Annotated in this window: 24 protein-coding genes, 4 tRNA genes and 1 pseudogene; 19 read left to right on the top strand and 10 right to left on the bottom strand. The window is 62.2% G+C overall.

Annotated features, from left to right (window positions below):
* Positions 1 to 59 precede the first annotated feature (59 nt).
* Both RTH74_RS21055 and RTH74_RS21050 read right to left on the bottom strand, forming a co-directional pair.
* Positions 60 to 722, bottom strand: coding sequence for a glutathione S-transferase family protein (locus tag RTH74_RS21055; protein WP_316915942.1), 663 nt, complete (start codon positions 720 to 722; stop codon positions 60 to 62).
* A gap of 47 nt (positions 723 to 769) precedes the next feature.
* Complete coding sequence (locus RTH74_RS21050; protein WP_316915941.1) at positions 770 to 1,537, bottom strand: hypothetical protein; 768 nt, start codon at positions 1,535 to 1,537, stop codon at positions 770 to 772.
* A gap of 222 nt (positions 1,538 to 1,759) precedes the next feature.
* Between RTH74_RS21050 and RTH74_RS21045 the strand changes: the two genes are divergently transcribed.
* The 4 genes from RTH74_RS21045 to RTH74_RS21030 all read left to right on the top strand — a co-directional run bounded on the left by RTH74_RS21045 (position 1,760) and on the right by RTH74_RS21030 (position 2,138).
* Positions 1,760 to 1,835 (top strand) — tRNA-Glu (locus RTH74_RS21045).
* A 15-nt stretch (positions 1,836 to 1,850) separates the two neighbouring features.
* Positions 1,851 to 1,926, top strand: a tRNA-Gly gene (locus tag RTH74_RS21040).
* Between the two features lie 46 nt (positions 1,927 to 1,972).
* Positions 1,973 to 2,048: transfer RNA gene (locus tag RTH74_RS21035), tRNA-Glu, on the top strand.
* A gap of 14 nt (positions 2,049 to 2,062) precedes the next feature.
* Positions 2,063 to 2,138 (top strand) — tRNA-Gly (locus RTH74_RS21030).
* A 112-nt stretch (positions 2,139 to 2,250) separates the two neighbouring features.
* On the opposite strand, the gene RTH74_RS21025 is transcribed toward RTH74_RS21030, so the two are convergent.
* Together RTH74_RS21025 and RTH74_RS21020 are read right to left on the bottom strand one after the other, a co-directional pair.
* The gene (locus RTH74_RS21025; protein WP_099523050.1) at positions 2,251 to 2,658 is read right to left on the bottom strand and encodes a PA2817 family protein; all 408 of its coding nucleotides are present in this window, start codon (positions 2,656 to 2,658) and stop codon (positions 2,251 to 2,253) included.
* Between the two features lie 142 nt (positions 2,659 to 2,800).
* Positions 2,801 to 5,248, bottom strand: coding sequence for an acyl-CoA dehydrogenase (locus RTH74_RS21020; RefSeq protein ID WP_316915940.1), 2,448 nt, complete (start codon positions 5,246 to 5,248; stop codon positions 2,801 to 2,803).
* Between the two features lie 140 nt (positions 5,249 to 5,388).
* Between RTH74_RS21020 and RTH74_RS21015 the strand changes: the two genes are divergently transcribed.
* The 6 genes from RTH74_RS21015 to queF all read left to right on the top strand — a co-directional run bounded on the left by RTH74_RS21015 (position 5,389) and on the right by queF (position 13,162).
* Positions 5,389 to 6,051 (top strand): transglutaminase family protein, encoded by a 663-nt coding sequence (locus RTH74_RS21015; RefSeq protein WP_316915939.1) that lies wholly within the window; start codon positions 5,389 to 5,391, stop codon positions 6,049 to 6,051.
* Between the two features lie 154 nt (positions 6,052 to 6,205).
* The gene (locus tag RTH74_RS21010; protein ID WP_099523047.1) at positions 6,206 to 7,138 is read left to right on the top strand and encodes an ABC transporter ATP-binding protein; all 933 of its coding nucleotides are present in this window, start codon (positions 6,206 to 6,208) and stop codon (positions 7,136 to 7,138) included.
* A complete protein-coding gene (locus RTH74_RS21005; RefSeq protein WP_099523046.1) occupies positions 7,135 to 7,929 on the top strand; it encodes an ABC transporter permease in 795 nt (264 codons plus the stop codon). The genes RTH74_RS21010 and RTH74_RS21005 overlap by 4 nt, the downstream gene beginning before the upstream one ends.
* Before the next feature lie 156 nt (positions 7,930 to 8,085).
* Positions 8,086 to 9,108, top strand: coding sequence for an efflux RND transporter periplasmic adaptor subunit (locus RTH74_RS21000; RefSeq protein ID WP_316915938.1), 1,023 nt, complete (start codon positions 8,086 to 8,088; stop codon positions 9,106 to 9,108).
* Complete coding sequence (locus RTH74_RS20995) at positions 9,105 to 12,173, top strand: efflux RND transporter permease subunit (RefSeq protein ID WP_316915937.1); 3,069 nt, start codon at positions 9,105 to 9,107, stop codon at positions 12,171 to 12,173. Before RTH74_RS21000 ends, RTH74_RS20995 begins: the two co-directional genes overlap by 4 nt.
* A 158-nt stretch (positions 12,174 to 12,331) precedes the next feature.
* Entirely contained in the window at positions 12,332 to 13,162 is an 831-nt protein-coding gene (gene queF, locus RTH74_RS20990; RefSeq protein ID WP_316915936.1) for an NADPH-dependent 7-cyano-7-deazaguanine reductase QueF, read from the top strand.
* A gap of 67 nt (positions 13,163 to 13,229) precedes the next feature.
* Here the strand turns inward: queF and RTH74_RS20985 are convergent, their stop codons facing one another.
* From RTH74_RS20985 to RTH74_RS20975, 3 genes are all read right to left on the bottom strand, one after another.
* Entirely contained in the window at positions 13,230 to 13,496 is a 267-nt protein-coding gene (locus RTH74_RS20985; protein WP_021490580.1) for a DUF4404 family protein, read from the bottom strand.
* Positions 13,497 to 13,612: 116 nt separating this feature from the next.
* A complete protein-coding gene (locus RTH74_RS20980; RefSeq protein WP_316915935.1) occupies positions 13,613 to 14,329 on the bottom strand; it encodes an HAD family phosphatase in 717 nt (238 codons plus the stop codon).
* A gap of 62 nt (positions 14,330 to 14,391) precedes the next feature.
* Positions 14,392 to 14,802 carry a thioesterase family protein gene (locus RTH74_RS20975; RefSeq protein ID WP_316915934.1) on the bottom strand — a complete coding sequence of 137 codons (411 nt, stop codon included), beginning with the start codon at positions 14,800 to 14,802 and terminating at the stop codon, positions 14,392 to 14,394.
* A gap of 103 nt (positions 14,803 to 14,905) precedes the next feature.
* On the opposite strand from RTH74_RS20975, the gene RTH74_RS20970 reads away from it, so the two are divergent.
* Positions 14,906 to 15,610, top strand: coding sequence for a VacJ family lipoprotein (locus RTH74_RS20970; RefSeq protein ID WP_099523040.1), 705 nt, complete (start codon positions 14,906 to 14,908; stop codon positions 15,608 to 15,610).
* Positions 15,611 to 15,667: 57 nt separating this feature from the next.
* Here the strand turns inward: RTH74_RS20970 and RTH74_RS20965 are convergent, their stop codons facing one another.
* Positions 15,668 to 15,967 carry a PilZ domain-containing protein gene (locus tag RTH74_RS20965; RefSeq protein WP_021490576.1) on the bottom strand — a complete coding sequence of 100 codons (300 nt, stop codon included), beginning with the start codon at positions 15,965 to 15,967 and terminating at the stop codon, positions 15,668 to 15,670.
* Between the two features lie 214 nt (positions 15,968 to 16,181).
* Between RTH74_RS20965 and rssB the strand changes: the two genes are divergently transcribed.
* Both rssB and rssC read left to right on the top strand, forming a co-directional pair.
* Entirely contained in the window at positions 16,182 to 17,366 is a 1,185-nt protein-coding gene (gene rssB / locus RTH74_RS20960) for a two-component system response regulator RssB (protein ID WP_021490575.1), read from the top strand.
* An 8-nt stretch (positions 17,367 to 17,374) separates the two neighbouring features.
* Entirely contained in the window at positions 17,375 to 17,857 is a 483-nt protein-coding gene (rssC, locus tag RTH74_RS20955) for an anti-sigma factor antagonist RssC (protein WP_026088796.1), read from the top strand.
* Between the two features lie 130 nt (positions 17,858 to 17,987).
* Here rssC and tal read toward each other — a convergent pair whose 3' ends face one another.
* Positions 17,988 to 18,914 (bottom strand): transaldolase, encoded by a 927-nt coding sequence (gene tal / locus RTH74_RS20950; protein ID WP_021490574.1) that lies wholly within the window; start codon positions 18,912 to 18,914, stop codon positions 17,988 to 17,990.
* Between the two features lie 195 nt (positions 18,915 to 19,109).
* On the opposite strand from tal, the gene RTH74_RS20945 reads away from it, so the two are divergent.
* Positions 19,110 to 19,412: a winged-helix domain-containing protein gene (locus RTH74_RS20945; protein ID WP_021490573.1), complete on the top strand. Its 303-nt coding sequence runs from the start codon at positions 19,110 to 19,112 to the stop codon at positions 19,410 to 19,412.
* Here RTH74_RS20945 and dusA read toward each other — a convergent pair.
* Positions 19,406 to 20,407, bottom strand: coding sequence for a tRNA dihydrouridine(20/20a) synthase DusA (gene dusA / locus RTH74_RS20940; RefSeq protein ID WP_279921170.1), 1,002 nt, complete (start codon positions 20,405 to 20,407; stop codon positions 19,406 to 19,408). The two genes, RTH74_RS20945 and dusA, sit on opposite strands and share 7 nt — an antisense overlap.
* A 240-nt stretch (positions 20,408 to 20,647) precedes the next feature.
* Here dusA and RTH74_RS20935 point away from each other — a divergent pair, with 240 nt between their 5' ends.
* The 5 genes and pseudogenes from RTH74_RS20935 to RTH74_RS20915 all read left to right on the top strand — a co-directional run bounded on the left by RTH74_RS20935 (position 20,648) and on the right by RTH74_RS20915 (position 26,048).
* Positions 20,648 to 21,574: a LysR substrate-binding domain-containing protein gene (locus tag RTH74_RS20935; RefSeq protein WP_316915933.1), complete on the top strand. Its 927-nt coding sequence runs from the start codon at positions 20,648 to 20,650 to the stop codon at positions 21,572 to 21,574.
* A gap of 415 nt (positions 21,575 to 21,989) precedes the next feature.
* The gene (locus RTH74_RS20930) at positions 21,990 to 23,180 is read left to right on the top strand and encodes an aromatic ring-hydroxylating dioxygenase subunit alpha (RefSeq protein ID WP_316915932.1); all 1,191 of its coding nucleotides are present in this window, start codon (positions 21,990 to 21,992) and stop codon (positions 23,178 to 23,180) included.
* A 10-nt stretch (positions 23,181 to 23,190) separates the two neighbouring features.
* Positions 23,191 to 24,636: an aldehyde dehydrogenase family protein gene (locus RTH74_RS20925; RefSeq protein WP_316915931.1), complete on the top strand. Its 1,446-nt coding sequence runs from the start codon at positions 23,191 to 23,193 to the stop codon at positions 24,634 to 24,636.
* 5 nt (positions 24,637 to 24,641) lie between these two features.
* Positions 24,642 to 24,806: pseudogene (locus tag RTH74_RS20920) on the top strand (rubredoxin); the annotation flags it as partial.
* Positions 24,795 to 26,048: an FAD-dependent oxidoreductase gene (locus tag RTH74_RS20915; protein ID WP_316916068.1), complete on the top strand. Its 1,254-nt coding sequence runs from the start codon at positions 24,795 to 24,797 to the stop codon at positions 26,046 to 26,048. The pseudogene RTH74_RS20920 and the gene RTH74_RS20915, both read left to right, overlap by 12 nt.
* Positions 26,049 to 26,053 lie beyond the last annotated feature (5 nt).

Genomic DNA, 26,053 nt, shown 5'->3' with positions numbered 1-26,053 from the left:
GGCTTGAGGTGTCACCGAAGCTGATTTGGCAATCGGTCGGCACACCCTACGAAGCAGGCTCAGCGCTTGGCGCCGATCTTCTCCAGCGTACGCAGTTCACGCGGCAGCAGTTGCTGTGTGGATACACGGTTCTTGATGCGCTCGTAGTGCGCCATCAGGTTCGGCCAGCGGCTGGCATCCAGGGTTTCCCCGCCATGCTCCATGTTGATCAGCTGGCTGGCCAGCGCCAGGTCGGCCATGGAAAGCTGCTCACCGAGGAAATAGGGCGCATCACCCAGCGTGGTCTCGAAGTAGTCGAAGTGGTTGGGCAGTTTGTCCCTGAGCGTCTGCTGCACCTTTTCCTCGTCGCAGGGCTGACCCATGGTGGCTTTCAGCACGCGGTTGCGGAACACGGTGAATGTGCACAGTGGCGCCAGCTCGTAATCGGCGTATTTTTCCAGCCAGCGTACCTTGGCGCGTTGCTCTGCATCGGCGCCATACAGCGGTGTGTGATCGGGGTAGCGTTCTTCCAGGTATTGGCAGATGACGCTGGAGTCAGCCAGCTTGAGGTCGCCGTCGCGAAAGGCGGGAATTCGGCCTAGCGGGTTGAGTTCGCGAAACCAATCGGGCTGGCCGAAGGGCATGACCACTTCGAGCTCGTAATCCAGGCCCTTTTCGATCAGGCACAGGCAGAGCTTGCGGACGAAGGGGGACAGCGGAGCTCCATATACAGTCAGACTCATTGCGACTCCTAGCGGCGGTCAGTGTGCTCGAGTGAGCGTGGCGATCCTCAGTCGTAGATGTTCTTCTTCTTCCAGTCGTCGCCTTCCAGATCTTTCAGACCTTCGGTCAACTGGCTCGGTTCTTCCGCCGTTGGAGCATTGTTGTTGAGCACCATGGCATTGGCACGTGCCAACTGCTCCTCGAATCGTTTGAGCTGCGTCTGGTAGGGCGCGGGATCTTGCTGCTTGCGCAGGTACTGAACACCGCGCTCGAAGGCCAGGCGGGCCTGGCCGGGTTGCTTCTGCTGCATGGCCGCCTGGCCCAGGGTGCTGAAGAACTCGATATGCACCAGCACCAGTATCTGACGGATCTGCTTGAGCCAATGCTTGCCGTCGCCCGCGGGTAGCAGGCCGGCCTGAACCGAACCGGTGATCAGGGCATGCAGGTTTTCCAGCAGAAAACGCACGTCCTTGGCTTTGGCTTCGTTGGCGATGGGTTGAGGAGGGTTCTTCACGGCAATGGATTCGCCCTGAGCGACCTGCGCCTTAAGCGTGTCGATATCGCTCCGAAGGGTAGTGTTCTGTTTCTCCAGTGGCAGTAAGCGTTCGCTGGCCTGCAACTGTAACTGGCTCAGCAGTAGCTTCAGCTGCGGCGTCATCAATTGGCCAGGTATACGCTCGGAGATGTCCTGACAGCGACGAATTCGGTCGAGCAGATCGGCGCGCTGGCGCGCTTTCTCCAGCTTGCTGTTCTCGACGGCGTGGTTTATGTAGGCAATCACCATCAACAGGGCGATGCCGCCGACGATCAGCATGGTTATCACGAGTGCGGACACTGCTTGGGACCTCTCGAGAATCGACTTTTCGACCGAGTGTAGTGGCTTGGTCGCATGGCTCCTAGTGGCATATCGATTTCTGGGCTGAAGTCTTTGATTTTAAAAATTTTTTAGAGAGTGGTTGACGACCTTTAAAAGCCTCCATAGAATGCGCGCCACTTCCAGCGCAAAGCCCAAAGCGAAGCGAAGGAAGCCGGAAAGTTGCTTGATGTTCCGGGGTGTGTCCCCTTCGTCTAGTGGCCTAGGACACCGCCCTTTCACGGCGGTAACAGGGGTTCGAGTCCCCTAGGGGACGCCACTTTCAAGCTGTAATGCGGGAATAGCTCAGTTGGTAGAGCACGACCTTGCCAAGGTCGGGGTCGCGAGTTCGAGTCTCGTTTCCCGCTCCAAATTTTGGAAATGCTGCTTAGGCAGGGTTTCAAACGAAGTTCCAAGGTCCCCTTCGTCTAGTGGCCTAGGACACCGCCCTTTCACGGCGGTAACAGGGGTTCGAGTCCCCTAGGGGACGCCATTTCAAGTTGTACTGCGGGAATAGCTCAGTTGGTAGAGCACGACCTTGCCAAGGTCGGGGTCGCGAGTTCGAGTCTCGTTTCCCGCTCCAAATAAACGAAAACGCCGCTCAATCGAGCGGCGTTTTCGTTTCTGTCGTTTGCTGCCAGAAAAAAGCCCGCTCGGTGTACCGGCGGGCTTTTTCGTTGTTGGCCGGCCAGCGGTCAGTGCTTGGCGCCGTCAGTGGGCAGGGCCAGCAGCTGTTTTTCCAGGTTCCAGTCGAAGGGCTCGTCGTTCTCTTCGGCTTCGAAACGGCGCTCGTCGAGGGTCTGGTACAGGGCGATTTCTTCGTCGGGCATGAAGTGCAGGCAGTCGCCGCCGAAGAACCACAGTAGGTCACGCGGTACCAGGTGGGCGATCTGTGGGTAGCGGTGGAACACCTGGCTGATCAGATCCTGGCCCAGGTATTGGCTGGAAACCGGGTCGCGCGGCAGTTCGGCGAGCAGTTCGTCGTAGCGCTCGAGGAACAGGGCGTGGCTGTCGTCGAGCACCTGTTCGGCTTCGCCCAGGGCGACGAGGATGCCGCGCAGGTGATTGAGCAGGGCGAGGTGGTGTTCGATATGGCTGGCCATGGTTCAGGTTCCTGAAGGGTAAAACGGGCGCAGGAGTATAGAGTTCCTGACGCCCGCTGTCCCGTTTGGCTGGCCTTTGCGTGGGAGGGGGCGGTCGCGATGCAGAAGCTCGCGGCTGAAGCCCCTCCCACAAGCAATACCGTCAGCGCACTTTGCCGCTCTCCAACGTGAGCTCTTCCTTGGCGAAGTCGTCGACGTCGATCACGCGACGCCGAGCCGCTTCGGCCGCTTGCAGGCGCTTGCCCTGTTCGCCGTCGAGGATGCCGGCAGCGATCGCCGCTTCGATGGTGTCCTGGCCCGGCGCTGGTTGCAGGCTGCCGTCCTTGAGCGCCTGATGCAGGCGCTTGCGCGCGTCCTGGCTGGCCTGCACCAGGTTCAGCGCATGCTGCAGGGCGCCAACCGAATCCTGATCGGCCTGCGGGCGGTAGCAACCTTCCAGCACCGACTCCAGAGCAGGATCGCCGGCTTGGCGGCCGATGATCGCCGCCACTTCGGCGTCCAGTGCGTCGCTTGGGCCCTGGTGGCGGCGGCCAAGCGGGAACACCAGCACTTTCAGCAGACAACCGAACAGGCGGCTGGGGAAGTTGCTCAGCAGGTCATCCAGCGCTTGTTCGGCGTGGTAGAGGTTTTCCTCCATGGCCCAGCGCAGCAGCGGACGAATCGCTTCAGGGTAGTCCAGGTCGTGGTAGCGCTTGAGCGCGGCCGAACCCAGGTAGAGGTGGCTGAGCACGTCGCCGAGGCGCGCGGACAGACGCTCGCGGCGCTTCAGGTCGCCGCCGAGCAGCATCATGCTGCTGTCGGCGCACAGGGCGAAGGCTGCTGCCAGGCGATTGAGGGCGCGGTAGTAGGGCTGGCTGAGATCGTCACCCGGCACAGTGCCCAGGCGGTTCAGTGTCAGGCCGAGAAGGGAGCTGCTGGCAGCGTTGCCGACGGCGAAGCCGATATGGCTCATCAGCAGCGAGTCGAACTCGATCAGTGCCTGGTCCTTGTCCTCGCGGTCGGCCAGGGACATTTCCTTGAGCACGTACGGATGGCAGCGGATGGCACCCTGACCGAAGATCATCAGATTACGCGAGAGGATGTTGGCACCCTCGACGGTGATGAAGATCGGCGCGCCCTGCCAGGAGCGGGCCAGGTAGTTGTTCGGGCCCATGATGATGCCTTTGCCGCCGTGCACGTCCATCGCGTGGCCGATGCACTCGCGGCCGCGTTCGGTGAGGTGGTACTTGAGAATCGCCGACAGCACCGAGGGTTTTTCGCCCAGGTCGACGGCGTTGGCAGTGAGGATGCGCGCGCTGTCCATCAGCCAGGCGTTGCCGCCGATGCGCGCCAGGGCCTCCTGGATGCCCTCGAAGGCGGCCAGCGGCACGTTGAACTGCTCACGCAGCTGAGCGTACTGGCCGGTGGCGAGGCTGGTGAACTTGGCCGCGCCGGTGCCGACCGCCGGCAGAGAGATGGAACGGCCGACCGACAGGCAGTTCATCAGCATCATCCAGCCCTTGCCGAGGTACTCCTGGCCGCCGATCAGGTACTCCAGCGGAATGAACACGTCCTTGCCGGAGTTCGGGCCATTCATGAAAGCAGCGCCGAGAGGCAGATGACGACGGCCGATTTCCACGCCGGGGGTATCGGTGGGGATCAGCGCCAGGCTGATGCCGAGATCCTCCTTGTCGCCCAGCAGGTGATCCGGGTCGTAGGCCTTGAAGGCCAGGCCGAGCAGGGTCGCCACCGGGCCGAGGGTGATGTAGCGCTTCTCCCAATTCAGGCGCAGGCCGATCACTTCTTCGTCGTTGTACTGGCCCTTGCAGATAATCCCGGTGTCCGGCATGGCACCGGCATCGGAGCCGGCCAGCGGGCCGGTCAAGGCGAAGCAGGGGATGTCATCGCCGCGCGCCAGACGCGGCAGGTAGTGCTGGCGCTGCTCATCGGTGCCGTAGTGCAGCAGCAGTTCGGCCGGGCCGAGGGAGTTGGGCACCATCACGGTGGAGGCCAGGTCGCCACTGCGGGTGGCCAGCTTCATCGCTACCTGCGAATGGGCGTAGGCCGAGAAGCCCTTGCCGCCGTACTCCTTGGGAATGATCAGGGCGAAGAAGCCATGTTGCTTGATGTGTTCCCAGGCCCTCTCCGGCAGATCCATCTGCTGGCCAACCTGCCAGTCGCTGATCATGGCGCAGAGTTCTTCGGTAGGACCGTCGATGAACGCTTGTTCCTCGTCGGTCAGCTTGGCCTTGGGGTAGGCCAGCAGCTTGTCCCAGTCAGGCTTGCCGCTGAACAGCTCGCCATCCCACCACACCGTGCCGGCTTCGATGGCGTCGCGCTCGGTCGCCGACATCGGCGGCAGTACGCGCTGGAACCAGGCGAACAGCGGGCTGGTGAACAGTTGCCGGCGCAGATCACCGAGCAGGATGAACGCGGCGACGGCGCCGGTGACGATCCACAGCAGCAGTTGTAACCAGCCCGGTACCGGGCTGAACAATGCCATGGCCACCAGATAGGCTGCGGTGATGCCGAGGGCGGGTAGGGCGGCGGTACGGCTATGGGCCAGGTAGGCGACCCCGAGCAGCAGAACCAGCAACCAGATGACGAGCATGTGCATTCCTCCATGATTCGAGCGGGCGACGCCCCGAGCATAGCCATAAATGGCGGCAGGGGCGGTGAGCTTGGCCGGATCGTCGTGAACGTGGCGCAATTGACGGGATTAGACTGAAGCAAACTTCAGGAGCCCTCGCCATGCAGACCTATCTACGTCCCGGCCGCTTCATTGACAGTGACCATCGCGCGGTAGTCGAGTTCGCCGAACGTTGGCGTGGTGCGTCACGAGAACCGACCAGTCAGGCCGTGGCCCTGTATCTGGCGGTGCGTGACGAGGTTCGCTACAACCCCTATGCCTTCAGCCTCGATGCGCAGACATTGAAGGCCAGTCATGCATTGGCGGCCGGTGAGTCCTACTGCGTGCCCAAGGCCAATCTGCTCGCTGCCTGTGCCCGGCATTGTGGGATTGCCGCGCGTATTGGCCTGGCCGACGTGCGCAATCACCTGTCGACGCCGCGTCTGCTGGAGCTGCTGCGTAGCGAGGTATTCGCCATGCATGGCTATACCGAGCTGTATCTGGATGGGCGCTGGGTCAAGGCCACGCCGGCGTTCAACGAGGCACTGTGCCGGGTGTTCAAGGTGGCGCCGCTGGAGTTCGACGGCGTGCATGACAGCGTCTTCCACCCTTACAACGACCAGGGGGAGCGCTACATGGAATACCTGCACGATCACGGTCAGTTCGAGGATCTGCCCGAGCAACTGTTCTTCGACCATCTGCGCGGGTGTTATCCGCATCTGTTCGAGGTAGGTGCGCTGGAATTGAGTGGCGATATGCAACGTGAGGCCAGTGTTATCGACTGAGTCGATAATCAAGATTGGCATGACGGTCTTTTATCTGCGCGCCGGGGTCGGTAGGGTGCATGCCAGAAAGAAATGGGCGAAACACCCGGTTGCAATCGGGGCTCTTCGTACCCATCTATAACGACCTCACTCTCGCGCGGGAAACCCCATCTTCATGAGCTCCGCCCTGACCATTCGCCAGTTGACCAAGACCTACGGAAACGGCTTCCAGGCCCTGCACGGCATCGATCTGGACGTTGCCGAAGGTGACTTCTTCGCCTTGCTTGGCCCCAATGGCGCCGGCAAATCCACCACCATCGGCGTGCTTTCCACGCTGGTGAACAAGAGCAGCGGCACGGTCAGCGTGTTCGGCCATGACCTTGACCGCGAACCCTACGCGCTCAAGCGCTGCCTCGGCGTGGTGCCGCAGGAATTCAACTTCAACCAGTTCGAGAAGGTGTTCGACATCGTCGTCACTCAGGCCGGCTACTACGGCATTCCGCGTTCCGTCGCCAAGGAGCGCGCCGAGCAGTACCTGACCCAGCTCGGCCTGTGGGACAAGCGCGACGTCGCCTCACGCGAACTGTCCGGCGGCATGAAGCGCCGCCTGATGATCGCCCGCGCTCTGGTGCACCAGCCGCGCCTGCTGATCCTCGATGAACCGACTGCCGGGGTGGATATCGAGCTGCGCCGTTCGATGTGGAGCTTCCTCACCGAGCTGAACAAGCAGGGCACCACCATCATCCTGACGACCCACTACCTGGAAGAGGCCGAGCAGCTCTGCCGCAACATCGGCATCATCGACCACGGCCGTATCGTCGAGCTGAGCAGCATGAAGGACCTGCTGAAGAAGCTGCATGTGGAGACCTTTCTCTTCGACCTCAAGGACTCCTACAGCTCAGTGCCGCTGCTGCAGGGCTATCCCGCGCGCCTGGTCGATCATCACACCCTGGAAGTGCAGGTGGAGAAGAGTCAGGGCCTCAACGCGCTGTTCCAGCAACTGGCCCAGCAGCAGGTCGAGGTGCTCAGCCTGCGTAACAAGAGCAATCGCCTTGAGGAGCTGTTCGTCTCCCTGGTGGAAAAGAACCTGGCCAAGGTGGCGCAATGACCTCTCAGTATCTCAACAGCGAATTTGCCGCCAATCTGGTGGCGCTGCGTACCATCGTTCACCGCGAAATCCGCCGCTTCGTGCGCATCTGGCCGCAGACCCTGCTGCCACCGGCGATCACCATGGTTCTGTACTTCGTCATCTTCGGCAACCTGATCGGCCGGCAGATCGGCGACATGGGTGGCTTCAGCTACATGGAGTACATCGTGCCGGGGCTGATCATGATGTCGGTGATCACCAACAGCTACGGCAACGTGGTGTCGAGCTTCTTCGGCAGCAAGTTCCAGCGCAACGTCGAGGAACTGCTGGTATCGCCGGTCTCGCCGCACACCATCCTTATCGGTTTCGTCGTCGGTGGCGTGCTGCGTGGGTTGGCGGTGGGCTTCATCGTCACGCTGCTGTCGTTATTCTTCACCCACCTGCAGGTGCATCACCTCGGCGTGACCGTGCTGGTGGTGCTGCTGACGGCGACCATCTTTTCCCTCGGTGGCTTCGTCAACGCGGTGTACGCGCGCAACTTCGACGACATTTCGATCATCCCGACCTTCGTGCTGACGCCGCTGACCTACCTGGGCGGGGTGTTCTATTCCATCACCCTGTTGCCGCCGTTCTGGCAGACGGTGTCGCTAGGTAACCCCATCCTGCACATGGTCAACGCCTTCCGTTACGGCATTCTCGGGGTATCCGACATCCGTATTGGCGTAGCCATCGGCTTCATGCTGCTGGCCACAGCTGCGCTCTACACCCTGTGCATCCGCCTGCTGATCAGCGGTCGCGGCATGCGTCAGTGACGCTTTTGTGGGAGCGGATTCATCCGCGATCTCGCGGCTAAAGCCGCTCCTACAGGCGTGGTGGCGATGGAAAAAACATAGCGAAATAACTTGCGCACCTGTCAGTAACGCAGCAGCCGGTTAGACTCCGCCTCTACCAAGAAGAAGGGGCTGATCATGACCGTGTTGTTGCGTGCTCTTCCATTGCTGTGGCTGGGTGTATTCGCGTTGCCTGCGGTTGCTGCAGAAGGGCCAATGGTCGAGATCGTGCCGGTGCGGCAGATGGAGGTGCGTGACGAGCTAATCACCTTCGGTTCGCTGCGCTCCGACGAGTCGGTGATGATCCGTCCTGAAGTGGAAGGACGCCTGGCAACCCTGCATTTTCGCGAGGGCCAGGCGGTAACCGCTGGCGACCTGCTGATCAGCCTCGACGACGCCATCGCCCGTGCCGAATTCGCCCAGGCGCGGGCTAATCTCGATCTCGCCGAGAAGAACCACCAGCGGGCGCAGATGTTGTTCCAGCGCGGCGCCAGCAATGCCCAGGCGCTGGATGAGGCGCAGAGCCAGCTGCAGGCTGCGCGCGCCAGCCAGGCCCTGGCGCAGGCACGGCTCGACAAGACTCAAATCAAGGCCCCTCACGACGGCACGCTCGGCCTACGCCAGGCCAGCGTCGGTGACTACCTCAGCGCCGGGCAGAACATCGTCAACCTGGAGGTGCTCGACCCGCTCAAGGTCGACTTCCGTATTCCACAGAAGGCCGTGGCCCAGGTGCGCCTCGGTCAGACCGTGGAAATCACCCTCGATACCTACCCGGGCGAACGTTTTCGTGGTGAGATTTTCGCCATCAACCCGCGCCTGGATGAGGCGGGGCGCAGCCAGGCGATCCGCGCGCATATCGGCAACGATGATCGGCGCCTGCGTCCAGGCCAGTTCGTCCGCGTTTCGGTGATTCTCGAAGAGCGGCCCGATGCGCTGGTGATCCCCGAAGAGGCGGTGATGCCGCAGGGCGACAAGTTGCTGGTCAACCTGGTAGTCGATGGCAAGGTCGAGCGCCGTGAGGTGACGCTGGGCAAGCGTTTCGATGGCCTGGTGGAAGTCCGTGAGGGCCTGCAGGGTGACGAAACCATCATCAGCGCCGGTTGGCAGCGTGTGCGTGAAGGGCTGGCCGTGCGTACCAAGAGCGGGGAGCGCCAGCCGTGACACTTTCCGATGTCTGCATTCGCCGGCCGGTATTCGCCACTGTTCTGTCGCTGATCGTGGTGTTGCTGGGACTGATGGCCTACGACCGCCTCAATGTGCGCGAATACCCCAATATCGACGTGCCCATCGTCACCGTGCAGGTTACCTACCCCGGCGCCAGCCCGGAAATCATGGAGTCTCAGGTGGCGCAGCCGGTGGAGGATGTGCTCTCCGGTATCGAGGGCCTGGACTTCGTCACGTCCATCAGTCGCGCGGAAAACACCCAGATCACCGCCCAGTTCCGTCTCGGTCGCAGTGCCGACGAGGCAGCCAACGACGTACGAGATCGCCTCGGGCGGGTGCGCAGCCTGCTGCCGGATGAGGTCGACGAGCCCATCGTGCAGAAGGTCGAGGCCGATGCCCAGCCGGTGATCTGGATCGCCTTTCATAGCCAGCAGCACAGCGCCATGGAGATCACCGATCTGCTGGAGCGGGTGATCAAGGACCGTCTGCAGACCATTCCCGGTGTTTCCGAAGTACAGGTGCGCGGGGCGCGTACCTTCTCCATGCGCATCTGGCTCGACCCGGAAAAGCTCGCTGCGCACAACCTGACCGTGCAGGACGTGGAAGACGCCCTGCGTCGGCAGAACGTGGAGATTCCGGCCGGACGCATCGAGTCACGCGAGCGTGAGTTCAGCGTGCTCTCGGAAACCGATCTGCGTACCCCGGAGCAGTTCAGCGAGCTGATTCTCGACGACTCGCAAGGCTATCTGCTGCGTCTGTCCGACGTTGGCCGCGCCGAAGTGGGGCCGCGCGATGAGCGTACCGTGGTGCGTTTCAACGGTTTGCCAGCGGTGACCCTGGGCCTGGTCAAGCAGGCCACGGCCAACCCGCTGGATATCTCCGACGGGCTCGAAGCGGCCTGGGATGACGTTCAGGCATTGCTGCCCGACGGCATGAACATGACCGTGGCCAATGACAACTCGCAGTTCATCCGAGAGTCCATCGATAACGTCTTCACCACCATCTGGGAGGCTGTGGCGCTGGTCATCCTGATCATCTTCATCTTCCTGCGCTCGCTGCGCGCGACGCTCATTCCCCTGGTGACCATTCCGGTCTCGTTGATCGGCGCCTTCGCCCTGATGTCGCTGATGGGCTTCACCATCAACACCCTGACCTTGCTGGCCATGGTGTTGGCCATCGGTCTGGTGGTGGATGACGCCATCGTCATGCTGGAGAACATCCATCGCCATATCGAGGCCGGGATGAAGCCCATGCAGGCGGCCTTCAAGGGCAGTCGCGAGATCGCCTTCGCGGTGATCGCCATGACCCTGACCCTGGCAGCCGTGTTCGCGCCCATCGGCTTCATGCAGGGCACCACCGGCAAGCTGTTTACCGAGTTCGCCTGGACCCTGGCTGGCGCCGTGCTGGTTTCCGGTTTCGTGGCGCTGACGCTGACGCCGATGATGTGCGCGGTGATGCTCAAGCCGCACCAGCACGAGCAGCGTCATGGCCGCGTGTACAACCTGATCGAAGGCTTTCTCAACGGCCTGACCTATAGCTACAAGCACAGCCTGGACCGTGCGCTGCGTGCCTGGCCGCTGGTGCTGGGCGTGCTGTTCGGTGCCTTCGTGATGTGCGCCTGGCTGTTCGGCGGTTTGCGTTCGGAGCTGGCGCCTACCGAGGACACCGGCACCATCGTCGGCGTGTTCAATGGCCCGGACGGCGCCACCATCGATTATACGGCGCGCTACGGCCGTGAGGTCGAAGCCGCTTACGCGAGCATTCCGGAGACCAATCGCTATCTGATGATCGCCGGTTTCCCCACGGTGGCGCAGGGCATCTCCTTCATGAAGCTGGAGGATTGGGGCGACCGTTCGCGTACCCAGTTCGAGATTCGCAACGAGCTGTTGCCGCAGTTGCAGGACATCGCCGGCATGCGCGTGACCCCGGTCAACCGTCCGCCGCTGGGACAGAGTGCGCGTAACCAGCCGATCAACTTTGTCGTGCGCTCGTCCATGGAATACGCCGAGCTGCAGGTTTATGTCGATCAACTGATGGAACGCATGCGTGATTATCCGGGCCTGGAGGGGCTGGATAGCGACCTCAAGCTCAATTCGCCGCAGCTCAAGATCACTGTCAATCGTGAGCAGGCAACGGCGGTTGGCACCAATGTATCGGTGATCGGCCGCAGCCTGGAAAGCCTGTTTGGCAGCCGCCAGGTGACCCGCTTCAAGCAGAACGGCGAGCAGTACGACGTCATGGTGCAGCTGCAGGATATCGACCGCAGCAACCCGCAGGACCTGGATCGGGTGTACGTGCGTGATCGCGACGGCGGCATGGTGCAGTTGTCCAACCTGATCGAGGTGCGTGAGACGGTCGCGCCGCGTGAGCTCAATCACTTCAACCAGCTACGTGCGGTGACCATCAGTGCCAACGTCGGCACCGGATATACCCTGGGCGAGGCGCTCAACCACCTGGAGACCGCTGCGCGTGAGGTGTTCCCGCCCGAGACGCAGTACGACTACACCGGCACTTCGCGTGATTTCAAGGAATCCAGCTCGGGCATCTTGCTGATCTTCGCCCTGGCGCTGGCGTTCATCTTCCTGGTGCTGGCGGCGCAGTTCGAGAGCTTCAGCGACCCGCTGATCATTCTGTTCAGCGTGCCCCTGTCGATGGCCGGGGCATTGCTGGCATTGAAGCTGTTCGGCGGTACCTGGAATATTTATTCGCAGATCGGCCTGGTGACTCTCATCGGCCTGATCACCAAGCACGGCATCCTTATCGTCGAGTTCGCCAATCATCTGCTGCGCGAGGGCAAGGCTCTGCGTGAAGCGGTGATCGAGGCCTCGGTGCAGCGCCTGCGGCCGATCCTGATGACCACCGGCGCCATGGTGCTGGGTTCGCTGCCGTTGGCCATCGCCACGGGTGCCGGTGCCGAAAGCCGTCAGCAGATCGGCCTGGTGATTGTTGGCGGATTGCTGGTGGGGACCTTCTTCACCCTCTACGTGATTCCGACGCTGTACCTGCTGCTGCGCCGTTGGGCACCACTGCGCAGGATCGAGGAGGAGCCAGTGGCGGTCTGAGTCCTGTAGGAGGCGCTTTAGCGGCAAGCTTTTGAAACTGTCGCGGCTACGACTGCATTGAGCGACTGATTGTTGTGGTCTGCGTGGTGCTTCGCGGGTGCGACTTGGCGTTCAACCCGCTAAACTCGCGCGGTTTTCGCCACCCTGGATTGCCAGCCATGCAGCACCCCGCCGAACATTCCCCGCTGGGCAAGTCCAGCCAGTACATCGCCGAGTACAGCCCCGAGCTGCTGTTTCCCATCTCGCGTACCACCAAGTGGGCGGAGCTGGGTCTCGATGGCGCCAGCCTGCCGTATCAGGGCGTGGACTACTGGAACTGCTACGAGCTGTCCTGGCTGCTGCCGTCCGGTAAGCCGGTGGTGGCCATCGGTGAGTTCGCCATCCCCGCAGACTCGCCGAACATCATCGAGTCGAAGTCCTTCAAACTGTATCTCAATTCCCTGAACCAGTCGGCTTTCGCCAGTTGGGATGAGTTGCAAGCGACACTGGTGCGTGATCTGTCGGCGGTGGCCGGCAAGCCAGTAGCGGTGCGCCTGCGCTCTCTGGCTGAGGTTTCTGACGAAGGAGTGGCGACGCTGCCGGGTCAGTGCATAGACGAACTGGACATCAGTGTCAGCCAGTACGACCACCCGCAACCCGAGCTGCTGCGTTGCGACGCCGGTCGCGTGGTGGGGGAGAGCCTGCATAGTCATCTGCTCAAATCCAACTGCCCGGTTACCGGTCAGCCGGATTGGGGCAGCCTGGTCGTCGAGTATCGCGGTGCCGCGCTGGATCATGCCAGCCTGCTGGCCTATCTGGTGAGCTTCCGCCAGCACGCTGATTTTCACGAGCAGTGCGTCGAACGCATCTTTCTCGATCTGCAGCGCCTGCTGCAGCCGCAGTCGCTGACTGTCTATGCACGCTACGTGCGCCGTGGCGGGCTGGACATCAACCCTTACCGCAGCACCGAGGCGATCAAACCGGAAAATGGTCGCCTGGCGCGGCAGTAACCCATGAAAAATGCCGCCAAATGGCGGCATTTTCCTGAGTCGCTCGATGTTAACCGGGGCAGGGCATTCAGATGCCCATGTTGGCCAGACTCTGCATGATGTTGCGCAGGGTGCCGGCGAGGGTAGGGTGGCTGGCCTCGAAACGTTCCACCGCCAGATTAACGCCATCGACCAGCGTGGCGTCGGGCGCTGAGGCGGCTTCACGCGCCAATTGCACTTCGATTTCCTGGGTCAGCAGGTAAAGCGATGCGCGTTCTTCCTCGCTGAGCGGCGTGTCCTGGGCCAGGTGTTGCTGGAGGGCTTCCAGTTGCTGCTGCAGGTCGCTTGCTGGCATAGAGTTCTCCTTTTCCAATCAGCTTAGGCATTGACCCCCAGCTGCGCTGGAAGTTTTCAACCCGTACCTGAAGGTTAATCCAAGCGAGCCGGCTTTGCCTGATCAGAGTCAAAGTCTCAGGGCTTTTCGCCCTTGCTCCGGCGTACGCCGATATCGTCCAGGCTGGCCTCGATTTCTCCCAGGTGATCGACCACCGAATGCACGCCCAGACGATAGAGCTGCAGCGTGGCCTCGGCGCGCAGGTGTTTCTGCTCGCTTGCGTCCAGTGCCTGCCAGTCGGCCAGGGCGTAGCCGCACAGTGGCCCGCAGGCGGCCAGGCCGATGGTCCAGCAGCCAGCATTGAGCCCGGCTTGCAGCAGTAGTGGATTACCACTGACGACTACACAACCATCCAGGCGCTCGACATTCAGCTGGCTCAATGCCTGCCAGCAACTGTCTGGCGCCGGCCATGGCCTGGCCTGACGTGCCAGCACCGCTTCGATGGATGTGGGCAGCGCTTCGGCCAGGCGCAGGCTGGTATCGGCCGGCAGGTCGTCCAGCCAGGCGCAGGGCGTGCCATTGGCATGCAGGCTTTGCAGCAACTGTGCAGCACCTGGGGTCAGCTCGGCATGGTCGCCGGCCACTTCGCTCAGCGTCTGCTGTAGCGCTTGCAGTTGTGCGGTGGTTGCCGACTTGCCTAACCAGGCGTCCAGTGTCCGTTGCGGCGTACTGACGAGGTTCGGGGGCGTGCACTCGGGATGCAGCCGCTGCAGTGCGACGGGTAGCGTGCGGGCGCCGAAGTCGACCAGGCAGCCGGACAGTTGAAAGATCAGGGCGGTGCAGGGGGAGGGCATGGGATCATCCGTGGCATTGGCCTAGGCCAATCTAGCGCCAGCGGATGACCGTAATGTGACCGCTAGATGACGTCGAACAGAGCGCGTACATGCTCCGGCAGGGCTACCGACTTGCCACTCTCATGGTCGATCCACACCAGTTTGCAGTAACCCTCACCGTAGATCATGAGCGGGTCTTCGACGGTGCGCAGCCGGTGTTCGATCACCAGGCTGCTGCGCCCCACCGCGCCAGCCCGCAGTTCCACCACCACGGTGGCGGGGTGGATCACCGGTTTCAGGTAGGTGTGCTGGGTTTGCAGGACCACCGGGCCGAACGGCACGTTGCTCATGGCTACGCCGGCCAGCTCGAACCAGGCGACACGGGCTTCTTCTAGGTATTGCATGTAGATGATGTTGTTGACGTGCCCGTAGCTGTCCATGTCGCCCCAACGTACGGGGATGTGTGCGGTGTGCAGCAAGGTTTCGTCGGTCATCGCTTTTCTTCGCTATGCTGCCCAATCAGGGCTCCAGGCTTTATACTACGCGGCATTCGGCCCGCTGGCGGTGGCCACATTATTTCCTCAAGGAGAGATTTAAATGCATGTGATCGGTGCTCGCTGGATCGCGCGCCTGGGTGGCCTGATGGCCCTCGTCGGCCTGAGCCTGCTGCCTGCGATGAGTCAGGCCGCTTCGGAAGAAGATCCTTGGGAAAGCTTCAATCGCCCCATCTTCCGTTTCAACGATACCGTCGATACCTATGCGCTGAAGCCGATCGCCCAGGGTTACCGGGCTGTCACGCCGCAATTTCTCGAAGATGGCGTACACAACGTATTCGGCAACATCGGCGACGTTGGCAACCTGGCCAACAACCTGCTGCAGGGAAAACTGCACAACGCCGGCGTCGATACCGGTCGCCTGATCTTCAACACCACCTTCGGTGTGCTGGGCTTCTTCGACGTGGCCAAGCACATGGGCCTGCGCAAGAGTGACGAAGACTTCGGCCAGACCCTGGGCGTCTGGGGGCTGAACAGTGGGCCTTACCTGGTCATCCCGCTCCTCGGGCCAAGCACTGTGCGTGATGCCACCGGTCGGGTGCCGGACAGCTTCCTGACGCCGTATCCGCACATGGATCATGTGCCGACCCGTAACGTCACTCGTGGCGTGCAGGTGGTCGACACCCGTGCCAACCTGCTGCAGGCCGAGCGACTGATCAGCGGCGACAAGTACATCTTCATCCGCAACGCCTACCTGCAGAGCCGTGAGTTCAAGGTCAAGGATGGCCAGGTCGAAGACGACTTTTAAGTCCTGACAGATGCAAAAAAGGCGGCCCCTGGGCCGCCTTTTTCGTAAATGCAGATTTCAGCTCATGGAGATGATGGCCAGGCCCAGCGACTGACGGCCGTCACCCAGGTCGCCGACCCGCACGACCTCTGCGTGGGCGTCGAGGCCGGCGAGTTCGCTGTGTTCTGAAGGGATATGGACCTTGACCTTGTCTCCCATGCTCAAGGCCGCTTCAGCCTCGATTTGCATGCCAGTACTGGAAAGATCCAGGCACAGTGCAGGAATTTCCCGGCCAGCATGATGGAGGACGACTGCAGCTTCCAGTCGCATGCGGATGTAGTCGCGTTTCTCGCTGTACGCTCGATCGTTCTGACTCATGGACCCTGTCCTCTTCTTATGAGCTCTCCCGCGGCTCTTATAACCCTCGTCGATTTGACCTGTAAAGCCGCCGAACGACGACCGGTCCCGGCTTGAATCGGCCGGCAGATGGGAGTACCGTCTGCCCCTTGAAATCGCCCTGGCGCCATAGATGCAGCGCCGCGCCACGGGCAGTGACCAAAAATTGCCCTGGCGCAGTTTGCCTGGATACCCCATGCACAAAACCAGTGCCACTCTGCTGATCATTGACGACGACGATGTCGTACGTGCAAGCCTCGCGGCTTACCTCGAGGACAGCGGCTTCAAGGTGTTGCAGGCCAACAACGGTTTGCAGGGGCTGGAAGTGTTCCAGCAGGAAGGCCCCGACCTGATGATCTGCGATCTGCGCATGCCGCAGGTCGACGGTCTTGAACTGATTCGTCGTATCAACGCGCTGGGCGTCGAAGTGCCAGTTATCGTCGTTTCCGGCGCCGGTGTGATGAACGATGCCGTCGAAGCCCTGCGTCTCGGCGCTGCCGACTACCTGATCAAACCGCTTGAAGATCTCGCCGTACTGGAGCACTCGGTGCGCCGTGCGCTGGATCGCTCGCGTTTGCGCGTGGAGAACCAGCTCTATCGTGAGAAGCTGGAAGCGACCAATCGTGAGCTCCAGGCCAGCCTGCACCTGTTGCAGGAGGACCAGAACGCCGGCCGTCAGGTGCAGATGAACATGCTGCCGGTGACGCCCTGGCAGGCCGATGGCCTGAGCTTCGCGCACCAGATCATTCCGTCGTTGTACCTGTCCGGTGACTTCGTCGATTACTTCCGTATCGACGAGCGACGCATCGCGTTCTACCTGGCCGATGTCTCCGGCCATGGTGCATCGTCGGCATTCGTCACCGTGTTGCTCAAGTTCATGACCACGCGCCTGCTCTACGAGTGGCGGCGTGGCGGCACGTTACCGGAATTCAAACCCTCCGATGTGCTCGGCCACATCAATCGCGGGTTGATCAACTGTAAGCTGGGCAAGCACGTGACCATGCTCGGCGGTGTGATCGACGAGGAGAGCGGCATGCTCACCTACAGCATCGGCGGGCATCTGCCGCTGCCGGTGCTGTTCGAAAATGGCCAGGCGCGCTACCTGGAAGGCCGTGGCCTACCAGTCGGCCTGTTCGAGGAAGCCGAATACGGTGATCTGGAAATGCAGTTGCCAGAGTCTTTCAGCCTGACGCTGCTGTCCGATGGCATTCTCGACCTGCTGCCAGGTGACACGCTGAAAGAGAAGGAATTGGCGTTGCCACAACTGGTTAGCCAGGCTGGCGGTACGCTGGGTGGTTTGCGTCAAGTTCTCGGTCTGGCCAATCTGGGCGAGATGCCGGATGATATCGCCTTGCTGGTGTTGAGCAGGAACCTTGCATGAATCCTGGGATAAGCCCCGGTCGCATCCAATTCGCCGAGCAGGACGGAACCTTCGTCCTGAAGTTTGTCGGTGAAGTCCGTCTGACGTTGTGTTCAGCACTGGATGCCACGATTGAAAAGATTTTCACCGCGTTGAATTTTTCGGCCATCGTCATCGACTTGACCGAAACTCGCAGTATCGACAGTACGACTCTCGGTTTGCTGGCGAAATTGTCCATTCTGTCGCGGCAGAAGGTTGGTCTGTTGCCGACCGTTGTCACCACTCACGACGACATCACGCGCCTGCTGGAGTCAATGGGCTTCGACCAGGTGTTCAACATCGTCGACCGGCCGATTCCCTGCCCGGATTGCCTGGATGATCTGCCTTCGCAGGATCAGTCCGAAGAGGTGGTGAAGGCCAAGGTGCTGGAAGCGCACCGCATCCTGATGGGGCTGAACGACTCCAATCGCGAAGCCTTTCACGATCTGGTTAGCGCGCTCGAGCGGCACTGATCGATTGTTTCCGTAGGGTGCGCGGCGCGCACCGATATCTGCCGAGAAAGTTGGTGGTGCGCACGGCGCACCGCACCTTCGAACTCGCAATGACAAAGGGGCGTCAGCTTGGCTGACGCCCCTTTGTCATTCAGGCCTTGGCGGCCAGCAGGGCTTCGAGTTTTTCCTGATCGCGGGCGAACAGGCGGATGCCTTCGGCCAGCTTCTCGGTAGCCATGGCGTCTTCGTTCAGCGCCCAGCGGAAGCCGCCTTCATCGAGGCTCTGGCGAGGTTCGCCGGTAGCACCAGGGGCGAGCTGGCGACTCAGTTGGCCATCGCCCTCAGCCAGTTTCTGCAGCAGGTCGGGGCTGATGGTCAGGCGGTCGCAACCGGCCAACGCTTCGATCTGACCAAGGTTGCGGAAGCTTGCTCCCATCACCACGGTGTCGTAGCCGTTGGCCTTGTAGTAGTTGTAGATGCGTTTGACCGACTGCACGCCAGGATCATCGTTGCCTACGAAATCACGGCCCTCGGCCTTCTTGTACCAATCGTAGATGCGCCCCACGAACGGCGAGATGAGGAATATGCCGGCATCGGCGCAGGCCTGTGCCTGGGCGAAGGCGAACAGCAGGGTCAGGTTGGTCTGCACGCCGGCTTTTTCCAGCTGCTCGGCCGCGCGGATGCCCTCCCAGGTCGAAGCTATCTTGATCAGTACGCGCTCGCGGCCAATGCCCGCTTTTTCGTAAAGGCCGATCAGGCGCTCGGCGCGGCGCAGGGTCGCGTCGGTGTCGAACGACAGGCGCGCATCGACTTCGGTGGAAATGCGGCCCGGGATGACCTTGAGGATCTCCTGGCCGACGGCCACCGCGAAATGATCGCAGGCCAGCCCCAGGTCACCCTTGCCAGCACTCATGGCCTGATTCAGCAGGTCGGCATAACGAGGCAGGGCAGCCGCCTTGAGCAGCAGCGAGGGGTTGGTGGTGGCATCCACCGGTTGCAGGCGGGCGATGGCATCGAGGTCACCGGTGTCGGCGACTACGGTAGTGAACTGCTTGAGTTGTTCCAGCTTGGAGGTCATGACGAGGCCTTGTCGTTGCAGATGGCATGACCTTACCCGAGGCGCAGCGGGCGCTCAACGGTCGGGTCACTGACAATATTTACCTTTTCGGGCTGCGCTTTTTGCCGGCTCATTCGTCTTTATCTATGACGGTACGTAAGAACGTGCCGAAGTCGGTGGAGTCCGACTGTAGACGAGCTGCCAAGGAGCCCGAGCATGTCGACCCAAACCCAGCTTTCTCGTTCAGTTTCCGCTGGTCTGGACACGCGCCAGTGCCGTGAGTGGTTGCAGGCCGCCGGGCTGCGCTTCAGTATGCCCCGGCTCAAGGTGGTGGAGGCGCTGTGCAGCGCCAATGACGAGCAGGGGATATCTGCGCGCGCACTCCACCAGCAATTGAATGAGGCCGGCGAACCGCTGTCGCTGGTCAGCGTGCGCCAGGTGCTGCGCCGTATGGAGGAGAATGGCCTGGTGCAGACGACCGGGCGTAGCCGCTATCGCCTGAGCGCGCCAGATCAATGACCGCGTAGCAGTTCGGCTGCCTGGTCGAGCAGCGCCAGCGGGTCTTGCACCTTGTGAATGTCCACCGACAGCAGCTGGCGGAAACGCCGTGCACCGGGGAAGCCTTGGGCCAGGCCCAGTACGTGACGGCTGACATGATGCAGGGTGCCGCCCTCGCGCAGGTGTTGCTCGACGTAGGGTTTGAGTGCGAGCAGGGCATCCATGCGGGAAATGCCCGTGTCTGCGGCGCCGAACAGGCGGCTGTCCACCTGCGCCAGCAGATAGGGGTTGTGATAGGCCTCGCGGCCGAGCATCACGCCATCGAAGGTCTGCAGATGTTGCTCGCATTCCTCGAGGGTCTTGATGCCGCCGTTGAGGATGATCTCCAGATCTGGGAAGTCCTGCTTGAGCTGCGCTGCGATGTCGTAGCGCAGCGGCGGAATCTCACGGTTTTCCTTCGGCGACAGGCCTTCGAGGATGGCGATGCGCGCATGCACAGTGAAGCTGCGGCAGCCGGCATCGCGCACCTGGCCGACGAAATCGCACAGCTCGGCGTAGCTGTCACGGCCATTTATGCCGATGCGGTGCTTGACCGTCACCGGGATGCTCACGGCGTCCTGCATGGCCTTTACGCAGTCGGCGACCAGCGCCGGGTGGCCCATCAGGCAGGCGCCGATCATGTTGTTCTGCACGCGGTCGCTGGGGCAGCCGACGTTCAGGTTCACTTCGTCATAGCCATGTTCTTCGGCCATCTTCGCGCAGGTCGCCAGGTCCTGCGGGTTGCTGCCGCCCAACTGCAGGGCGATCGGGTGTTCGCACTCGCTGTAACGCAGGAAACGCTCGCGGTCGCCATGGATCAGCGCGCCGGTGGTGACCATCTCGGTGTAGAGCAGGGCATGACGCGACAGCTGACGGAGAAAGAACCGGCAGTGACGGTCAGTCCAATCCATCATCGGGGCCACGGAGAAGCGGCGGGACAGGGCGGACGGCGTGGCTACAACATTTTCTAAAGACATGTGGGATGACGCGTTCTGACGTGTTGACGGGGTTTTCAGGCAAGAAACTCTGGCGCGGCGCTGTTCTACTGGTATCCGTCGCGCAGTGGCGCAACTGCTGGCAGCGGCGTGCAAGTCTACCAGAGCTGTGACTTTTCTCTCGCGACGCGTATCGGTTTAACGCTACAAGCTGCATGCTTTAGGTCGAGTCGCTCTCCAGACAGCGGCCAAATAACAACAATGCCTGCGTGAATTGCCTGCATGAAGATTCAACCTCTGCCCCCACTCAACAGCCTGGTGGCGTTCGAGTCAGCCGCGCGAAACCTGAGTTTTACCCTCGCGGCCAAGGAACTGAACGTCACCCAGGGTGCGATCAGCCGGCAGGTTCGTCTGCTCGAGGATTACCTCGGCAAGACCCTGTTCGAGCGCACCACCCGCGAGATCAATCTCAGCCCGACCGGCAGCCACTACTACGACACGGTGCGTGAGTCCCTGCTGCAGTTGGCCCATGCCACCGGCGAGATCCGTCACTGGCGCGGCGCGCAGCAGGTCACGGTGGTCACCAGTACCGCCATGGCCTCGCTCTGGCTGTTGCCGCGGGTCGCCGAGTTCCAGCGAGACAATGAAGAAGTGGACCTGCGCATCATCGCCTATGACCACGTCAAGGATTTCTCCCGCCTGGACTGCGATCTGGCGTTGTACTACTGCCGCACGCCGCCGAAGAACATGCAGGTGACGCCGCTGTTCGCTGAAGAAGTGTTCCCCGTGTGCAGCCCTGGCTACCTGGCCAAGCACCCGGATTTCTACGACCCGACGCAGCTGGCCACCGGCACCTGGCTGTGGCTGGAAGACCCACAGCGTGACTGGATCAGCTGGCCGGAGTGGTTCCAGCGTCTGGGCCACAAGGCGCGCGAGCCGCGGCACCGAATCAACATCAACAGCTATTCGATGCTGATCCAGTCGGCGCTGAGCGGGCAGGGCATTGCGCTGGCCTGGTCGAACCTGGTCGACAACCACCTGCAGACCGGCGCGTTGGTGCGACCCATCGATGTCACGCTGCATACCGATGCGCAGTTCTGCTTGCTCGAGCCCGTCGGGCGCAGCAGTCGGCAGAGCGTGCAGCGCTTTCGCAACTGGTTGATGGAGCAGGTCACCAGCGAGTCCGGTGATGAGCTTCAGGCGGGTTGAAACGAGGCTGCCGCAGGCTTTTGGCCTGAGGCAGCTCGTACGTCGCCCGTAGCGTGGGCGATCAGTGAGGAAGGCGGTTTCGCGGCTGTTGGCGTGGAACCGCTGCGCAGCAGGCAGCGCTTGCCGGGTTGGCAAGTGCCTGCAGAGCGTTGCGCAGTGGCGGCAAGATGGCACCGGCGGCAATGCCGGACAAACCATTTCTCGTCATGAGTCGATGAGTTAACGACATGCATCAACCCGCGTAATCACTGGCTTTACTAACCCATTCCTCCCAATATTTATGATTTTTTATCATAAATGTCAGTGCAAAAAATCGTTTGTCGAACAATCCCCTGCTTTTCGACACTGGTGACCAACGAGCAGCGCCGTAGCGACTGCCGATCACCACCACCGCGCCTTGCAGGGGATAACAACAATGACTCAAGCCACTTCTCAGCAAATCCCAGTGCACCAACTGGAAACCGTACTCGCGCCCATCCACCAAGCCACCGGCCTGTCCAACGAGTTCTATACCGACCAGAAGCTGTTCGAGCTCGAGCGCGACCAGGTCATGGGTAAGACCTGGGCCTGTGTCGGTTTCGCCAGCGACCTGAACCAGAACGGCTCGGTAAAACCGGTCGACTTCATGGGCCTGCCGCTGCTGCTGATGCGTAACCGCGAAGGCCTGGTGCAGGTGTTCCACAACGTTTGCAGCCACCGTGGCATGAAGCTGGTGGAAGAGGCCGGCACCGTGCAGGGCGTGATTCGCTGCCCGTACCACTCCTGGACCTACGATCTTAACGGCGGCCTCAAGGGCACGCCGCACGTGGGCGGCATCGACAAGCACAAGGACGAGCGTTTCGCCTGCGAGAAGCACGGCCTCAAGGCCATCCGCAGCGCCATCTGGATGGACATGGTATTCGTCAACCTGTCCGGCGACGCGCAGCCGCTGGAAGAGATGCTGGCGCCGCTGACCGCGCGCTGGAGCCAGTTCCTCGGTGATGATGGCATGGACCTGATGCGCCGCCGCGCCAACATGGACTCAACCACCCTCGACATCGCCTGCAACTGGAAGCTGGCCGTGGAGAACTACTGCGAGGCGTACCACCTGCCGTGGGTGCACCCGAGCCTGAACACCTACTCGCGCCTGGAAGATCACTACCACATCCTCTTCGACGAGCAGTTCGCCGGCCAGGGCAGCTACGCCTACAACCTCTCCGACGTTGCCGGCACCCACTTGCCGCAGTTCCCAAGCTGGCCGCAGGACCGCCTGCGCAACGCCGAGTATGTGGCTTTCTTCCCCAACGTGCTGCTGGGCATCCAGGCCGACCACGCCTTCGCCATGCAGCTGGAACCGGTCGCACCGGGCCGTACCATCGAGCACCTGCGCCTGTTCTATGTCGGTGACGAGGCGCTGAGCGACGAGTACGCCGCCTGCCGCAACGCCATTCTGGAGTCGTGGAAAGTGGTGTTCGCCGAGGACATCGCCTCGGTCGAAGGCATGCAGAAGGGCCGTCATTCGCCGGGTTATGGCGGCGGCGCGTTCTCCCCGGAAATGGACATCCCAACGCACTACTTCCACCAGTGGGCCGCGCGCAAGTTGCTGACTATCGCGCAGAACGCCTGAGGAGGCCGTCATGTATCCGATCGCCTCTCACTGGCTCAATTACATCGATGGTGCTTGGGTCGACAGCGCCCAGCACCTGAGCGTGAACAACCCCGGTACCGCCGAGCCGCTGGCAACCATTGCCCAGGCCACCGTCGAAGACGCCGAGCGCGCGCTGCTGGCGGCGCGTCGCTGCGCCGACAGTGGTGAGCTGACCCGCGCCCGCCCGGCGCAACGGGTCAGCTGGTTGCTGCGTATCGCCGAGGAAATCCGCGCGGTGGCGGACGAGGGTGCCTGGGTTCTGTGCCAGGAGAATGGCAAGAGCCTCAACGATGCCCGCGATGAGTTCATCGAAGCCGCGCGCTACTTCGAGTACTACGCCGGTATGGCGGACAAGATCGAGGGCACCTCGATCCCGCTGGGTAACGGCTACATGGATTTCACCGTCTACGACCCCATGGGCGTGTCGGCGCAGATCGTGCCGTGGAATTTCCCGGTGTCCATCTGCGCTCGTTCTCTGGCGCCGGCGCTGGCTGCCGGCAACGCGGTGGTGATCAAGTCGCCGGAGCTGTCGCCGCTGGGCATGTGCGTGCTGGTGCGCGCCATCGTCAAGGCTGGCTTGCCGCAGGGTGCGATCAACCTGATCTGCGGCCGCGGTCGCGAGGTCGGAGCGCATCTGGTGAGCAGCGCCAAGGTCGACCAGATCGTCTTCACCGGCTCGGTGCCTACCGGCCAGTCGATCCTCCGTGATGCAGCGGCCAACGCCATTCCCAGCGTCATGGAACTGGGCGGCAAATCGGCCGCCATCGCCTTCGCCGACGTCGACCGCAAGCAACTGCTGGCCAGCGTCAAGAACGGCATTTTCTTCAATGCCGGGCAGGTCTGCTCGGCCATGTCGCGCCTGCTGGTGCAGCGCGAGATCTACGAAGACATCGTCCAGGCGGTGGTCGAGCTGGCCGAAGGGCTCAGCGTCGGCCTCGGCCAGGACAACCCGGACCTCACCCCGGTGGTCAGTGCCGCTCAACTTGCTGGAATCGAAACCCTGTGTCGGCGCGCAGTCGATGAAGGCGCGGTACTGGCCACCGGTGGCGAGGCTCATAGCGAACTGGCCGGGCACTTCATGCGCCCGACAGTGTTTCGTGACGTGCGCGCGGACATGTGCATCGCCCAGGAAGAGGTGTTCGGCCCGGTGCTGGCGATCATCCCCTTCGACAGCGAAGAGCAGGCCATCGAGATTGCCAATGGCACCGATTTCGGCCTGGTCGCCGGCGTCTTCACCCAGGACATCAGCCGCGCCATGCGCTGCGTGCGGCGCCTGCGCGCTGGCCAGGTATTCGTCAACGAGTGGTATGCCGGTGGCATCGAAACGCCGTTCGGCGGTGTTGGCCTGTCCGGCTTCGGCCGTGAGAAGGGCCAGGAAGCGCTGTACAGCTACGTACGCACCAAGAACGTCGCCATTCGCGTGGCGGGGGAGTGAGCGCCATGTTCAAGACCTGGTTGTGTGTGGTCTGCGGCCTCATCTATGACGAGGCCCTGGGCTGGCCGGACGACGGCATTGTCGCCGGCACCCGTTGGGAAGACGTACCGGCGGACTGGAAGTGCCCGGAGTGCAAAGTCGGCAAGGAAGATTTCGAGATGCTCGACATCAGCCCGGTCGTCGCTGCCGCCGCAGCGCCGCTCAGCACGCCGTTGCCGGTGCCACCGCAACCGTTGCAAGCCATAGCGGCCGACGTGCGCCAGCCCATCGTCATCATCGGCAGCGGTTATGCTGGTTATGGCCTGGCCCAGGCCCTGCGCCGCGCCGATGCCGAGGTAGAAATACGTGTGCTGACCCAGGAGTCCGGGCACCTGTACTCCAAGCCGGCGCTGTCCATCGGCCTGGCTCAGGGCAAGAGTGCCGACGCGCTGGCCGGTGAGTCGGCGCTGGCCATCGAGAAGCGCCTGAAGATTCGCGTCTACCCGCATTGCACGGTGCAGCACATCGACACCACGGCGCGGCGCCTGCACACCAATATCGGTGAGATGGAATACGGCCAATTGGTACTGGCCAGCGGCGCCGCGCCGATTCGGTTGCCCATCGAAGGGGTCAGCGAGGCGCTGATCAGCGTCAATAACCTGCATGACTACCGCAGCTTCCGCGAGCGCCTGGTTGGCGTGCGGCGTGTGGCGATTCTCGGCGATGGCCTGATCGGCTGTGAATTCGCCAACGACTTGGCGGCCAGCGGTTTTCAGGTCAGCGTCATCGGTCTCGGCAAGTGGCCGATGGAGCGCCTGCTGCCGGCTGAAGTCGGGCAGCACCTGCAAGACGCGTTGGCGGCGCTCGGCGTCAGTTGGCATCTGCAGAACACCGTGCGCCGCGTCGATGCGCTGGAGCAGGGTTACCGGCTGACCCTGGCCAATGGCGACAGCCTGGAGGCCGATCTGGTGCTCTCGGCTGTCGGCCTGCAGCCCAATCTGGGCCTGGCCAAAGGCGCTGGGCTGGCCGTGGGCCGTGGGATACAGGTCGATGCTCAGTTGCAGAGCTCGCAGCCGGGCATCTACGCCCTGGGCGATTGCATCGAGGTCGGCGGGCAGCTGCTGCCGTATCTGGCCCCGATCAATCAGGGCATCGCCGCGCTGAGCAAGACCTTGCTCGGCCAGCCGACGGCGGTGAGCTATCCGCTGATGCCGGTGACGGTGAAAACCCCGGCCGCGCCGCTGTGCCTGCTGGCGCCGGCGCCAGGCACCGCCGGAGAGTGGCGCTGCACAGCGAACGACGATGGCCTGAGCGCGGGTTTCTACGATGCCCAGGGGCTGGCCTGCGGCTTCGTCCTGCTCGGACGACAGGCGCAGACCCAACGCAACAGCTGGCTGCAAAGCTGCCAGAACGCACAACGATCAGTGGCCTGAGGGCA

It is taken from the genome of Pseudomonas sp. zfem001, assembly GCF_032621725.1.
GTDB lineage: Bacteria > Pseudomonadota > Gammaproteobacteria > Pseudomonadales > Pseudomonadaceae > Aquipseudomonas > Aquipseudomonas sediminis.
The sequence above is the reverse complement of the archived record's forward strand: the minus strand, read 5'-3'. Positions and strand labels throughout refer to the sequence as shown.